The sequence below is a fragment of the Frankia sp. AiPa1 genome, from assembly GCF_023243075.1.
GTDB lineage: Bacteria > Actinomycetota > Actinomycetes > Frankiales > Frankiaceae > Frankia.
The window spans coordinates 24,273-37,381 of sequence record NZ_JALKFZ020000031.1; the positions used below are offsets into that span (position 1 = coordinate 24,273).

A 13,109-nucleotide genomic window follows, 5' to 3' on the forward strand; every position below is an offset into this window, starting at 1 on the left:
TGTTTCAGATGGCTCAGGGCGCCTGGCGGGCTCAGTGCCGCAGCACCCGGCCAAGGAAATCGCGGGCGCGGTCCGAGTTCGGGGCGTCGAAGAAGGTGGCCGGCGGGGCGATCTCCACGATCCGGCCGTCGGCCATGAAGGCGACCCGGTCGGCGGCGGAGCGGGCGAAGCCCATCTCGTGGGTGACCACGATCATGGTCATGCCGCTGGCGGCCAGCGAGCGCATGACGTCGAGCACCTCGGAGATCATCTCCGGGTCGAGGGCCGAGGTCGGCTCGTCGAACAGCATCAGGACCGGATCCATCGCGAGTGCCCGGGCGATGGCGGCCCGTTGCTGCTGGCCCCCGGAGAGCTGGCGCGGCAGCCGGTCGGCCTTGTCCGCGATCCCCACCCGCGCGAGCAGTTCGCGGGCCCGAGCCTCGGCCACAGGGCGCTTCTGGCCGAGCACCTTCACCGGACCGAGCGTCAGGTTGTCCAGGATCGTCCGGTGGGCGAACAGGTTGAACGACTGGAACACCATCCCGACCCGCGCCCGCATCCGGGCGAGCTCACGGCCCTCCGCGGGCAGCGGCCTGTCCTCGAACAGGATCCGGCCCTCGTCGATCGTCTCGAGCCGGTTGATACAGCGGCACATCGTCGACTTGCCGGACCCGGACGGCCCGATGACGACCACCACCTCGCCCGCCTCCACGGACAGATCGATATCGGAAAGCACGCGGTGGTCGCCGAACGACTTGCCGACGCCCTCCAGGGCCACCAGGGGCACGTGGAACCTCCCGACACATTATGGAAACGGTAGGTGATGGGCCGATCATCCCGATCCTGGCCGTCGCGTGCCGTTCGACGCGCGGATCGGTCGTGAGTCCGACAGCGGCAGCGCCGGTCGGCTCCGACGCCCTTCCGTCCGTGCTCGTGCTCTCCGCGCTGACGCTGTGCCTCCATGACTCGTCGTCGTGCTGGTTTGTCGGGGCCTCGCCGTACGCTGGTGGACGTGACCGGACGCAGTTATGAGGTACGCACGTTCGGGTGTCAGATGAACGTTCACGACTCCGAGCGGCTCTCCGGCCTGCTCGAGTCCGCAGGCTACGTCCCCGCAGCCGCTGGTGCCGAGGCGGATGTCGTCGTGTTCAACACCTGCGCGGTGCGAGAGAACGCGGACAACCGGTTGTACGGCAACCTTGGCCAGCTCGTCCCGGCGAAGAAGTCCCATCCCGGCATGCAGATCGCCGTCGGCGGCTGCCTCGCGCAGAAGGACCGGGCGACGATCCTCGATCGGGCGCCGTGGGTCGACGTGGTCTTCGGCACCCACAACCTGCACCGCCTGCCCGTCCTGCTCGAACGTGCTCGGCACAACGCCGCCGCGCAGCTCGAGATCGTCGAGGCGCTGGAGGTGTTTCCCAGCACGTTGCCGACCCGGCGCGCCAGTCACCACTGCGCATGGGTCAGCATCAGCGTCGGCTGCGACAACACCTGCACCTTCTGCATCGTGCCGAGCCTGCGCGGGACCGAACGCGACCGGCGGCCCGGTGACGTGCTCGCCGAGGTCGAGGCGCTGGTCGCCGAGGGCGTCCTGGAGATCACCCTGCTTGGCCAGAACGTGAACTCCTACGGCCGCTCGCTCGGTGACCCCGGCGCGTTCGCGAAACTACTGCGGTCCTGCGGCGGCATCGAGGGCCTGGAGCGGGTGCGCTTCACCTCACCGCATCCGCGGGACTTCACCGACGACGTCATCGAAGCCATGGCCGCCACCCCGAACGTCTGCCATCAGCTGCACATGCCGCTCCAGTCAGGCTCGGACGCGGTGCTGCGCCGGATGCGCCGTTCCTACCGGCGCGAGCGTTACCTCGGCATCATCGAGCGGGTCCGCGCCGCGATGCCGGACGCCGCGATCAGCACCGACATCATCGTCGGCTTCCCCGGCGAGACCGAGGCCGACTTCGTCGACACCCTCGACGTCGTGCGCGCGGCCCGGTTCTCCGGCGCGTTCACGTTCCAGTACTCGCCGCGCCCCGGCACGCCGGCGGCGACGATGGACCACCAGATCGACCGGGCCACGGTCGCTGAGCGTTACGGTCGGCTCGTCGCGCTGCAGGATGAGATCTCCTGGGCGGAGAACCGTGAGCTGGTGGGCGCCCGGGTGGAACTGCTGGTCGCCGAGGGCGAGGGTCGCAAGGACGACGCGACCGGCCGGCTGACCGGCCGGGCCCGCGACGGCCGGCTCGTCCACTTCCGCGCCGCCGAGCTCACACCTGGGGAGAGCCGGCCCGGGGAGGTTCGGCCTGGTGATGTTGTGGAGACCTTGGTGACCAGGGCCGCGCCGCACCACCTGACCGCGGACGGGCCGCTGCTGTCGCTGCGGCGGACCCGCGCCGGTGACGCCTGGGAGCAGGCCCGTCGCACGTCGGCGGCGACGCCCGATGCCTCCTCGCGGCCGACCGTCACCCTTGGTATGCCAGCGCTGCGGCCGACGGACTCGGGATCGGAGGGGTCGGGGGCGCCGATCACGGCCTGTTCCGCGGCCGACGCCGGGCCTGGCTCGCGGTGACGTTCGTCGCGGCGGCGGTCTGCCCGCATCCTCCGTTGCTGGTCCCGGAGGTCGGCGGCGCCGAGCCGGTGGCGGCGCGGCCGGCCGCCCTCGCCGCGGTGCGCCAGCTGACCGCGGCCTCCCCGGACCGGATCGTCGTCGTCGGCGACGCCGGGGACGTGCCCGCTGAGATCGACTACGGCCCGGCGACCGCAGGCACGTTCGCCGGCTTCGGGGTGGACCTCTCGGTGTCTCTTGGCGTTGAGGCAGCTGTGCCGTCCGCGCCGGTCCTGCCGCTGTCGCTCACGGTCGGTGCGTGGCTGCTCGCGACGGCTGGGTGGCCGGGCGCGCGTACGGCGCTGGGTGTGCCCAGCGGGTACTCGGCGCGCCAGGCGGCCGAGCTCGGGCAGCGGCTGGTGGCGGCGAGCGACCCGGCCGAGCGGCTCGGGCTGTTGGTGATGGGCGACGCCTCCGCCCGCCGGACGGTGAAGGCGCCGGGTGCGCTGGATGAGCGGGCCGCGCCGTTCGACGCCGCTGTCGCCGCCGCGCTGCTCGGCGTCGACCCGGACGGACTGCTCGGCCTCGACGCCGGGCTCGCGGCCGATCTGCTCGTGGCCGGACGGGCTTCCTGGCAGGTCCTCGCCGGTGCGCTAGTCGCCGCGACTCGGGACGACACGCCCCGCGCGGCCTGGATCGGCGCGCTCGGTTACGACGCCGCACCCTACGGTGTCGGTTATCTGGTAGCCGTTTGGATCCGGGGGGATGCAGCACGTGAGGGAGCCGGCGAGTGATCTGCCGTCAGGAGTGCGACGAACGGAGATAGCGGGCCTGGCTGCTCTGCGGACCACAGCTGTGGCGCCGGACGGTACCGCGGTTCTGTTGCTCGCGGGATTCGCCGCGAGCAAGGAGGACTACCTGCCGATCCTGCCAGCGCTGGCCGCCGCGGGTTTCACCGCGGTCGCTCCGGATCAGCGTGGCCAGTACGAGTCACCCGGCCCCGACGATGTCGCCGGCTACACCTTGGCCGCGTTCGCCGCCGACGTCCACCGGGTGATCGGTGCGCTCGGCGGTGGGCCGGTCCACCTGGTCGGGCACAGCTTCGGCGGTCTGGTCGCGCGGGAGGTGGTCCTCACCGAGCCCACCGCGGTACGCACGTTGGCGCTGCTGTCGTCCGGCCCGGCCGGCATTGTCGGCCACCGCCGTCGGGCGCTGCGCACGATCCGACGGATGCTGCTGCACGGCGGGCAGCCGGCGGTGTGGGCGGCGCTGCACGCGGTCGCCCACCCGCGCCCCGACCAGACCGACGAGTTTCTGCGGCGCAGATTCCTCGCGCACCATCGCGTGGGCCTGACCGCCGTCAGTGACCATCTCCTGTCCGCCCCCGACCAGGTCGATCAGCTTGCCGGAGTGACGCGGGCGACGAGGCTGCCTGTCCTCGTCGCCCATGGCGATGGCGATGACGGCTGGCCCGCGAGTGTGCAGGCGGACATGGCCCGCCGGCTCGCGGCCCGCTACGAGGTGATCCCCGCCGCCCGTCATGACCCGGTGCGCGACAGCCCGGACGCACTCGTGGCCACGCTCATCCGGTTCTGGCAGGCGGGGACAACCCGGCAGGCCGAGCCCGGCGGACGAAGACCTCACCGCGCAACCGCGCGCGGCGGCGTCTGACCGGGTCGAGCGAGGAGCGTCCGGTACGCGAGGGTGGGGATCCGCGGGCGATGACCACGGGTCGTGGGGCGTGGCACCATTCTCGCGATGAGCGCATGTGGGAGTTCCGGGTCCCGTCCTGGGGTCGGCGGGCAGGGGCAGGGGCAGGGGCAGGGGCCGGTGGTGGCGGTGGTCGGGCCGACCGCGGCGGGCAAGAGCGATCTCGGGATCGAGCTCGCGCTCGCGCTCGGCGGCGAGGTCGTCAACGCCGACTCGATGCAGCTCTACCGCGGGATGGACATCGGCACGGCCAAGATCCCCCAGGATGAGCGCCGCGGGGTGCCGCACCATCTGCTCGACGTCTGGGAGATCAGCCGCGCCGCGGACGTCGCGAGCTATCAGACCGACGCCCGCCGGGTGATCGACGCGCTGCTGGCCGCGGGCCGGGTCCCGATCCTGGTCGGTGGCTCGGGGCTGTACCTGCGCGCGGCCCTCGATGATCTGAGCTTTCCGGGCACCGACCCGGCCGTGCGGGCTCGATGGGAGGCCGAGCTTGCCCGGCGGGGGCCCGCCGAGCTGCACGCGGAGCTGGCACGGCGAGCGCCGCGGGCAGCCGAGGCGATTCTGGTCAGCAACGGCCGGCGGATCGTGCGTGCCCTCGAGGTCGTCGAACTGACCGGGGACTACGTGGCGACGCTCCCGGAACACCGAGCGTTCTACGATATCGTCCAGATCGGCCTCGACCGGGCGGATCTCGATGAGCGAATCACCCAGCGGGTGGACCGGATGTGGCAGGCCGGTTTTTTGGATGAAGTGCGACAGTTGGCAGAATGCGGTCTCCGGGAAGGGCGTACGGCGTCCCGTGCGCTTGGATACGCTCAGCTCCTCGCCTGGATGGACGGCGCAATGGAGTCCGCCGAGGAGGCCAAGCTCGCCACAATTTCCGCGACGCGGCGTTTCGCTCGGCGGCAAAGGTCCTGGTTTCGCCGGGATGACCGGATATCGTGGCTCGACCATCCGGACGTCACGCAGGCGCTACGGCTGGTGGGTTCGCTCTGACGGGTGACCGGTTCGTCCGATCGCCGGAAGCATGGTTGGCGCTGGCCGCGGCGTCGCCGGAAGTCCGGCGCCCAGCGGCCTGTCCCGCTCGGCGTCTGGAGAGATCGATGTGACCACGCCCGCCACCGCTGGTGGTTCACCACCCGACCTCACCCTCGTGCCCGCACTCTACGCAGCCTTCGATGACGGTTCGCTGCGGCTGCACTTCCAGCCCGAAGTGGACCTGCGCAACGGCTCGGTTCCCGGCATGGAGGCACATCCGCGCTGGCAACATCCCGAGCGGGGGGTGCTGGGGCCCGCGGAGTTCATGCCGATCGCCGCGGCAGCCGGGCTCACCCATCAGGTGGACCAGTGGGTCCTGCGGATGGCGGTGACCGAGGCGCGGACGTGGCACCGCATGGCGGTGGGTACGCCAATCCGGCCACCGCGACTGTGGGTGAACATCGACGGGCGCCAGCTGGCCAGCCCCGTGTTCCTCACCGAGGTGGACCGGCTGCTGTCTGGACGGCTGTTGCCGGCTGGAGCGATTGGCCTGGAGTTCAGCGAGCGTGCGCTGGGCCTGGCCGCCCCGATCGTGCCGGGTCTGCTGGCGCGGCTGCGTGCGCTCGGGGTGGCCATCGCGGTCGAGTCGTTCGGGACCTGGTTCGGCTCGTTGACCATGCTCGACCTGCTGCCTCTGGATCTGGTCAAGCTCGACGGTCTGTATCTGCGGGCCACGATGCGTGACCTTGAGGGGGAGGCGGTCGTGGCGGCGATCATCCGCCTCGCGCACGGCCGGGAGCTGACGGTCGTCGCCGACGGGGTGGACACCGCGCCATTCGCCTCCCGGGTGCACGACCTGGGCTGTGACCGCGCCATCGGCCCGGTGTTCTGCCCGCCGGTCCCGGTCGAGGACGCCCGGATGATCGCGCTCGGACGAGGCCGTCCGGACCGCTGGTACCGGCCGCCGCAGCGGGCCGACGACCGCCTGCGGGCCTGGGTGCCGGCCGCCGGCGGCTGAGCGGATCCGCGCGTGGCCGTACGATGTGCCCGTGCGGGACGGTCGGCAGCTGCGCTTCGTCAAGGGCCACGGCACGGGCAACGACTTCGTCATCCTGCCCGATCCGGACGGCGATCTTGATCTGACCCCCGATCTGGTCCGGGCGCTGTGCGACCGCCGGACCGGCATCGGCGCCGACGGTGTGCTGCGAGTGGTGCTAGCGGCCGCGGACCCTGACGGAGCTCCGTTCGCCCGTGCCGCCCGCTGGTTCATGGACTACCGCAACGCCGACGGGTCGCCCGCCGAGATGTGCGGCAACGGCGCCCGGGTGTTCGCCCGTTACCTGGTGGACGCCGGTTACGCCGCACCAGGCAGTTTTTCGCTTGCCACCCGGGCGGGCCCGCGGCTCGTCGAGGTGGGATCGGTCGGCGACGTCACCGTCGAGATGGGCCCGCCGCGCCTGGCCGCGGCACCGGTGCCCGCGCCGCCGGTCACTGTCGCCGGCCGGGCGTTCGCCGCGGTCGCCGTGTCGATGGGCAACCCGCACGCTGTCTGCTTCGCCGACGACCTGAACGTCGTCTCGCTGCGCGGGCTGGACCTGACCCGCCCGCCGGAGTTCCGCGCCTGCGACTTCCCCGACGGGGTCAACGTCGAGATCGTCGTGGACCGGCCCGGCGGCGGGGTGGCCATGCGGGTCTACGAACGCGGCGTCGGAGAAACGGACTCGTGTGGCACGGGTGCGTGTGCCGTGGCTGTGGCCTGGGCCGAACGGCAGGGCCGACGGCCGGTCCCGGTCGCCGATGGTGGCGGTGCCTCCGGTGCTGGCTTCGGCACCGAGGCCGGCACCGAGGCCGAGGTCGAGGTGGCGGTGGACGTGCCCGGCGGGACGTTGACCGTCCGGTGGCGGGCGGACACAGTGCTGTTGCGGGGGCCGGCCGAGCTGGTCTTCGACGGCGTGGTGCGCCCGGACGCGCCACTTCGCTGGATGTCCGATTCCGACAAGACCGCGTGGGTCGGGCGGACCTAGTCTGCCGCCATGTCCATCACCTTCAACGTCACCAGCCTGATCGTTTCCGACATGGCCCGCAGCCTGGCCTTCTACCGCCGGCTCGGGCTTGACATCCCGGTGTCCGCCGACGCCGAACCGCATGTCGAGGTCGTCCTGCCGGGCGGGCTGCGGCTGCTGTTCGACACCGAGGGCACCGTGCGCTCCTTCGACCCGGGCTGGACGCCGGCCACCGGTGGCCAGGGCCGGATCGGTCTCGCGTTCGCCTGCGGGAGCCCGGCGGAGGTCGACACCGTCCACGACGAGCTGGTCGCTGCCGGGCATGACAGCCATCGAGCGCCCTGGGATGCCTTCTGGGGTCAGCGCTACGCCAGCGTCGCCGACCCCGACGGCAACAGCATCGATCTCTATGCCCCGCTTCCCGCAGCCGTCCCATCGGCGCCCTGAGCGCCGGCCCGCGCCGTCTTCCGGACGCCCGCGCGGGGCACCGTCAGCGGGGCGGGACGTACGTGAGCAGGTGGGTCGCGGTGACGCCGGTGAGTGCCCGCACCTCGCGGGCGAGATGGGCCTGGTCGGCGTAGCCGGTCATCGCCGCCACCGAGGCGAGCCCATGGCCCAGCCGGGCGGCGCGCAGCGCATCCTGCAGGCGAAGAATGCGGGCCAGGGTCATCGGTCCGTAACCGAAGGCCCGCCGGCTGCGGCGCAACAGCTGCCGCTCGCTCAGCCCGACTTCCTGGGCGAGCGTGCCAACCCGGAGGTGATCTCGGGTACCGGCCACGATCGCCGGCGCCAGCGGGTCGTGCAGGCCTGGATCAGGCGCCCGTGCGGCCAGGGCCGCCTCGAGTTCCGCAGCCTCACGGGCCGCCATCTGATGTTCGGCTGCTCTGAGCTCCGCTGCCCCGTCGGCCACTGACCCGCGGCCCACTGACCCATGGGCCGCGGCCTGGTGGACCGCTGCCTGGTGGACCGCTGCCTCGCGCGTCACTGCCGTGCGGGTTCGCGTCACTGCCGTGCGGGTTACAGGGTCGTGGCCTGCCGTCCCGGACGACCTCCTGGGCAGGGAGACCGCCATGAGCCGGTCGGCGAGCCGTCGGGCCGGGGCATCTCCCCACAGCTCCGCCAGGTCGTGGCGCCCGTCTCGCAGTGCCTCGGCGTCCGCGCCCGCCTGGGCCGGTCCGTGCCCGGGATCGAAACGCATGCCGACGTAGCGCACACCGGGCGCCCAGTGGGCGAACGTCGCGGCGGTGTCCGGCCCGGCCACGATCAGCCGGCCGTCCGAACTCCAGATGATGTCGATGCCACCGTCGGGCAGCACTCGGTGGGTGTCCTGCCCGCAACCGCCGCCTTCGGCCGCCCCCGGATCGGACCGGTCGGCCCGTTCGACGGCCCGGCTCGCCTGATCGTTCGGGTCCGCCTGGGCGGTCCAGACGGTGGCCGGGAGCCGCGTGGATCGGCGCTCGCGGTACATGGGGGCGAGGGTACGCGTCATCCGGGGCATGCCGCAGGACGCACGGGGAATGACGCGGGGAAAGGGCACGCGGAGCTTGCGACACCGGACACCGCATCGAGACCTGGCCAAATCCGTTCGCGATCGCCGGGTCGGCGTGGGACCCTGGCAACTGAGGGAGGGACCACCGGCGCCATGCTGATGTCGGTGCCCGGTCGGGCGGTTGTACGCCGGCCGGGCAGGGCCCTTCCGGAGGTCGCCGCAGACGCGCGTGACCTGGCCGGACGAAGCAGCGCGGAATGCCGCGGCAGCGGGCCACGTTGAGAACGGATGGTATGACACTTCCTGTTGACGCCCTGGATGCGTCCATTTTTGACAGATCGCTCATCGAGCTCACCGACGATGGCGACGAGACTGCGGCACTTTCCGGCTTTTTCGCCGATTCAGGTGAGGGCCTCGACCTGGCGGACCGTGCGGCCCTGCGTCGGGTGCCGGGTCTCGCGACCGAGCTCGACGACGTCACCGAGGTCGAGTACCGACAGCTCCGGCTGGAGCGGGTCGTACTTATCGGTGTGTGGACGTCGGGTTCACTGCGGACGGCCGAGGCGTCCATGGCAGAGCTTGGCGCGCTCGCCACGACCGCGGGCTCGGTCGTGCTCGATGCGCTCGTGCAGCGCCGGGACCGCCCGGACGCCGCGACCTACGTCGGTTCCGGCAAGGCGCGCTCCCTCGCCGAGGTCGTCGCCGCGAGTGGCGCCGACACGGTGATCTGTGACGGCGAGCTCACCCCGGGCCAGCTCCGCCAGCTTGAGGAGATCGTCAAGGTCAAGGTGATCGACCGGACCGCCCTGATCCTCGACATCTTCGCCCAGCACGCGACCTCCCGGGAGGGCAAGGCCCAGGTCGAGCTCGCGCAGCTGCAGTACATGTTGCCGCGGCTGCGCGGCTGGGGTGAATCCATGTCCCGAGCCGCCGCCAGCGGCGGTGGCCGCGCGCCGATCGGTACCCGCGGCCCGGGTGAGACCAAGATCGAGACGGATCGGCGCCGGCTGCGCGCCCGGATGGCCCGGCTGCGCCGCGAGCTTGCCGCGATGGCCACCGTGCGGGAGACCAAACGCTCGTCCCGCCGTCGCGGCGAGGTGCCCTCGGTCGCGATCGCCGGCTATACCAACGGCGGCAAGTCGTCGCTGCTCAACCGGCTCACCGGTGCTGGGGTGCTGGTGGAGGACGCGCTGTTCGCCACGCTTGATCCCACCGTCCGCCGCGCCACGCTGCCCGACGGGCGGACCTTCACCCTCGCTGACACGGTCGGTTTCGTCCGCCACCTGCCGCACCAGATCGTCGAGGCGTTCCGCTCCACGCTGGAGGAGGTCGCCGGCGCGGACCTGATCCTGCACGTGGTCGATGGTTCCGCCCCCGACCCGGCCGCCCAGATCTCGGCGGTGCGGGAGGTTCTGAACGACATCGACGCGGGTGGTGTGGCTGAGCTGATCGTCGTCAACAAGATCGACACGGTCGAACCGACGGCGCTGGCCGAGCTGCGCCAGCTCGCCCCGGACGCGGTGTTCGTCTCCGCCCGCACCGGCGACGGGCTCAGCGCGCTCGTCGACGCTCTGTGCGAGCGTGTGCCGCACCCCGACGTGGAGCTCACGGTGCTGCTCCCGTACACACGGGGCGATCTCGTCTCCCGGGTGCACGCCCATGGCGAGGTGCTCGGCCAGGAGCACATCGCCGACGGCACTCGACTGACCGCCCGGGTCTCTCCATCGCTTGCCGCGGATCTCGACGTGTTCCGCGCCTGAGCACCCTCGGCCCACTGGAGTGGCCGGCCGCCCACCGCGGCCGGCCATTGCTGGTCAGACCCGGCGCAGCACCGCGACGATTCGGCCAAGGATGCTCGCGCCCTCGCCCGGAATATCGCTGAAGGCCGGGTTCTCCGGGTGCAGCCAGACCTTGCCGTCCCGCACCCGCAGCCGCTTGACGGTCGCCTCGCCGTCGATCATGGCGGCGACGATCTCGCCGTTGTCCGCCACGGGCTGCTGGCGGACCACGACCCAGTCGCCGTCGCAGATCGCCGCGCCCACCATCGACTCGCCGACGACCCGCAGCAGGAACAGCGTGCCCTCGCCGACGATCTCCCGGGGCAGCGGGAAGACATCCTCGATCGCCTGCTCGGCAAGGATCGGGCCACCGGCGGCGATCCGGCCGAGCACGGGCACGTAGGTCGCCCGTGTGTCGCCATCGGCCCCTGGGGTGGCCGGTACCCCGCCGCTGAACGCCGGCACGACGGTGGCCATGCCGCCCGCGTCCGGGATGCGGCGCGGCCGGTCGGGGCTGAGCACCTCCATCGCCCGCGGGCGGTTCGGGTCACGCCGGATGAAGCCCTTCTCCTCCAGCATCTTCAACTGGTGAGCCACGCTGCTGGTACTGGTCAGCCCGACGGCCTCGCCGATTTCCCGCACGCTGGGCGGGTAGCCTCGCCGTTCGACGGCCGCCCGGATGACCTCGAGCACCTTGCGCTGCCGGGGGGTCAGTCCGGCCGCGTCCGCGGGGCTTTCCGGGAAGGCCCGCACGTTGCCGCGGGCGCCGCCCCGGCGCGTGCCCCTGCTTTGGGTGGTCATCGCTTACCGCACTCCTCGTCGCGTACCACGTCGTGGGCATCCGGATGGCCACCCTGAGGTCGCGGGCCAGACGACTGGGCGACCGTCGGGGTCACTGTGTGTTCCCGACGACTCCACGGCGTGCGGTTCTCCGCGACCGGGTGACTCACCCGGTCCACACCTGATCGTCTTGACAGTAATCGGACGGTCGCGGAATCTCAAACGTCTGTTCGAGCGTGTCGCTTTCCTCGGCATGTGGCCGCATGGCACAATCGACCAGTAGTTCGATCGAACGGGAGTTCGTGTTGACCTTCCGTCCGCTCGCCCGGGAGGTTTCCGTGAGTGTGGACCACGTGACGCGAGTCGTCGATCTGGCGGCGGTGCGTGCCGAGCGGCGCGGCGGTGCCCGGTCTCGCGCTGATGGCTGTCGCGCTCGTGACGGCCGCGGGAGGGGCGATCGTGGCGCCAGGGCGACGGTGCGCGGGGGGAGTGGAGTTCAGCCGCCGCTGCGGCTCACGCGGCGTGGTCGCGTGGTCGTGGTCGGGCTCGTTGCGCTGTGTGTCGTCGCCGCGCTGATGGTCATGGTGCCGCGCGCGTCGGTTGCCTGGGCGGACGAGCCGCCCCGTGGCCATCTGGTCGTGGCGGGGGAGACGCTGTGGCAGCTTGCCGTGACGCTCGAGCCCGACGCGGATACCCGGGTCGTCGTCGCCCGGCTGATGCGGATCAACCATCTGTCATCGCCCGATCTGACCCCTGGCCAGCTTCTGTTACTGACCTGACGCCGGCCTCGGCGCCGTGGGTGGGCGCCGAGGCTCAGGTGGGGGTGCGCCCTGGATGGGACGTCGGTCCGTCCAGGTGCGGCGTGCGTGGCGCGTGGCGGGTACCCCCCCGACTGATCGGACACCCACCGTTGACGCCCGGGTGGCGGGATGGCCGTCGCGGTGACCTGTCGGTATCCGACGGTTCCGGCCGGCTCGACGCCGCTCGCGGACGGTCGTCGACCATCCGCGGACCGGTGCCCCGATGTGGCATGGCGGGGGGTCCCTGTCCCAGCCATGGTGTTATGCGCTAGGATTAGACACAACATCTGGTGCTGGTTCGGGTGCTGGTTCGGTTTCTTGTGGGGCGCCCGCGAGGTGCGTGGATGCCGTTTCGGGCTAAGGAGGCGTCACGCGTGCGGTGCCCGTTCTGCCGGCATCCGGACAGTCGCGTCGTCGACAGCCGGGAGGCGGAGGAGGGGTCGGCGATTCGTCGGCGGCGCTCCTGCCTGTCGTGCGGTCGCCGGTTCACGACGATGGAGGAAGCATCGCTGCGGGTGGTCAAGCGCAGCGGTGTGGCCGAGCCGTACAGCCGGGCGAAGGTGATCGCTGGCGTGCGCAAGGCCTGCCAGGGCCGACCGGTGCGCGACGACGATCTCGCCCTTCTCGCGCAGCGGGTGGAGGATGCGGTGCGTTCCGCAGGGTCCGCCGAGGTCCCCGCGGAGGCGATTGGCCGGGCGATTCTCGGCCCGCTGCGGGAGCTCGACGAGGTCGCCTACCTCCGGTTCGCCTCGGTGTACCTCGCGTTCGAGTCGCTCGGCGACTTCGAGAACGCGATCGCGGCGCTACGGGCCGAGACCTCCGGCGTCCGCCGGGACACGGGCCGCCCGGCCGGACGAGCGGAGCCCGAGAGTGGCGTGCGGCCACCCGCCACGGGTCCGCCCGGGGCTGGGCTGCTGGAAGGCGGGCCGCTGGACCCGGGTGGGCCGGATGTGGATCCGCCGGACGAGGTGAGCCCGACGCTGGGCCCGCCCGCCGGGGCCGCGGCAGAGCACGCCTGACAAGGCCCTCAGCACAGCACAGCACAGT

At 72.0% G+C, this 13,109-nt stretch carries 13 protein-coding genes; 10 read left to right on the plus strand and 3 right to left on the minus strand.

The window, feature by feature from the left end; all coding sequences use genetic code 11:
* Positions 1–31 precede the first annotated feature (31 nt).
* On the minus strand, positions 32–766 hold the full coding sequence (locus MXD95_RS04235; RefSeq protein ID WP_308301440.1) for an amino acid ABC transporter ATP-binding protein: 735 nt from the start codon (positions 764–766) through the stop codon (positions 32–34).
* Positions 767–1,033: 267 nt separating this feature from the next.
* Between MXD95_RS04235 and miaB the strand changes: the two genes are divergently transcribed.
* The 7 genes from miaB to MXD95_RS04270 all read left to right on the plus strand — a co-directional run bounded on the left by miaB (position 1,034) and on the right by MXD95_RS04270 (position 7,662).
* Entirely contained in the window at positions 1,034–2,545 is a 1,512-nt protein-coding gene (gene miaB, locus MXD95_RS04240; RefSeq protein ID WP_250639198.1) for a tRNA (N6-isopentenyl adenosine(37)-C2)-methylthiotransferase MiaB, read from the plus strand.
* Positions 2,542–3,315 (plus strand): class III extradiol ring-cleavage dioxygenase family protein, encoded by a 774-nt coding sequence (locus MXD95_RS04245; RefSeq protein WP_250639199.1) that lies wholly within the window; start codon positions 2,542–2,544, stop codon positions 3,313–3,315. The genes miaB and MXD95_RS04245 overlap by 4 nt, the downstream gene beginning before the upstream one ends.
* Positions 3,316–3,376: 61 nt before the next feature.
* Entirely contained in the window at positions 3,377–4,192 is an 816-nt protein-coding gene (locus MXD95_RS04250; protein WP_250639200.1) for an alpha/beta fold hydrolase, read from the plus strand.
* Positions 4,193–4,354: 162 nt separating this feature from the next.
* A complete protein-coding gene (gene miaA, locus MXD95_RS04255; RefSeq protein WP_250639261.1) occupies positions 4,355–5,230 on the plus strand; it encodes a tRNA (adenosine(37)-N6)-dimethylallyltransferase MiaA in 876 nt (291 codons plus the stop codon).
* A 109-nt stretch (positions 5,231–5,339) separates the two neighbouring features.
* Complete coding sequence (locus MXD95_RS04260) at positions 5,340–6,230, plus strand: EAL domain-containing protein (protein WP_250639201.1); 891 nt, start codon at positions 5,340–5,342, stop codon at positions 6,228–6,230.
* A 31-nt stretch (positions 6,231–6,261) separates the two neighbouring features.
* The gene (gene dapF / locus MXD95_RS04265; RefSeq protein WP_250639202.1) at positions 6,262–7,236 is read left to right on the plus strand and encodes a diaminopimelate epimerase; all 975 of its coding nucleotides are present in this window, start codon (positions 6,262–6,264) and stop codon (positions 7,234–7,236) included.
* Positions 7,237–7,245: 9 nt separating this feature from the next.
* Entirely contained in the window at positions 7,246–7,662 is a 417-nt protein-coding gene (locus tag MXD95_RS04270) for a VOC family protein (RefSeq protein WP_250639203.1), read from the plus strand.
* Positions 7,663–7,705: 43 nt separating this feature from the next.
* Here MXD95_RS04270 and MXD95_RS04275 read toward each other — a convergent pair whose 3' ends face one another.
* A complete protein-coding gene (locus MXD95_RS04275) occupies positions 7,706–8,704 on the minus strand; it encodes a helix-turn-helix transcriptional regulator (RefSeq protein ID WP_250639204.1) in 999 nt (332 codons plus the stop codon).
* A 293-nt stretch (positions 8,705–8,997) separates the two neighbouring features.
* Between MXD95_RS04275 and hflX the strand changes: the two genes are divergently transcribed.
* Positions 8,998–10,464: a GTPase HflX gene (gene hflX, locus MXD95_RS04280; protein WP_250639205.1), complete on the plus strand. Its 1,467-nt coding sequence runs from the start codon at positions 8,998–9,000 to the stop codon at positions 10,462–10,464.
* 54 nt (positions 10,465–10,518) lie between these two features.
* Here hflX and lexA read toward each other — a convergent pair whose 3' ends face one another.
* Positions 10,519–11,283, minus strand: coding sequence for a transcriptional repressor LexA (gene lexA / locus MXD95_RS04285; protein WP_250639206.1), 765 nt, complete (start codon positions 11,281–11,283; stop codon positions 10,519–10,521).
* Between the two features lie 515 nt (positions 11,284–11,798).
* Here lexA and MXD95_RS04290 point away from each other — a divergent pair.
* Both MXD95_RS04290 and nrdR read left to right on the plus strand, forming a co-directional pair.
* The gene (locus MXD95_RS04290) at positions 11,799–12,041 is read left to right on the plus strand and encodes a LysM peptidoglycan-binding domain-containing protein (RefSeq protein ID WP_250639207.1); all 243 of its coding nucleotides are present in this window, start codon (positions 11,799–11,801) and stop codon (positions 12,039–12,041) included.
* A gap of 365 nt (positions 12,042–12,406) precedes the next feature.
* On the plus strand, positions 12,407–13,081 hold the full coding sequence (gene nrdR / locus MXD95_RS04295) for a transcriptional regulator NrdR (protein WP_250639208.1): 675 nt from the start codon (positions 12,407–12,409) through the stop codon (positions 13,079–13,081).
* Positions 13,082–13,109: the final 28 nt, after the last annotated feature.

What these genes read in the sequence shown, in the direction of transcription:
- miaB (WP_250639198.1), top strand. Translation starts at nt 1,034, where the DNA reads ATGAACGTTCACGACTCCGAGCGGCTCTCCGGCCTGCTCGAGTCCGCA.
- MXD95_RS04270 (WP_250639203.1), top strand. Translation starts at nt 7,246, where the DNA reads ATGTCCATCACCTTCAACGTCACCAGCCTGATCGTTTCCGACATGGCC.
- MXD95_RS04275 (WP_250639204.1), bottom strand. Translation starts at nt 8,704, where the DNA reads ATGACGCGTACCCTCGCCCCCATGTACCGCGAGCGCCGATCCACGCGG.
- hflX (WP_250639205.1), top strand. Translation starts at nt 8,998, where the DNA reads ATGACACTTCCTGTTGACGCCCTGGATGCGTCCATTTTTGACAGATCG.
- lexA (WP_250639206.1), bottom strand. Translation starts at nt 11,283, where the DNA reads ATGACCACCCAAAGCAGGGGCACGCGCCGGGGCGGCGCCCGCGGCAAC.
- nrdR (WP_250639208.1), top strand. Translation starts at nt 12,407, where the DNA reads ATGCCGTTTCGGGCTAAGGAGGCGTCACGCGTGCGGTGCCCGTTCTGC.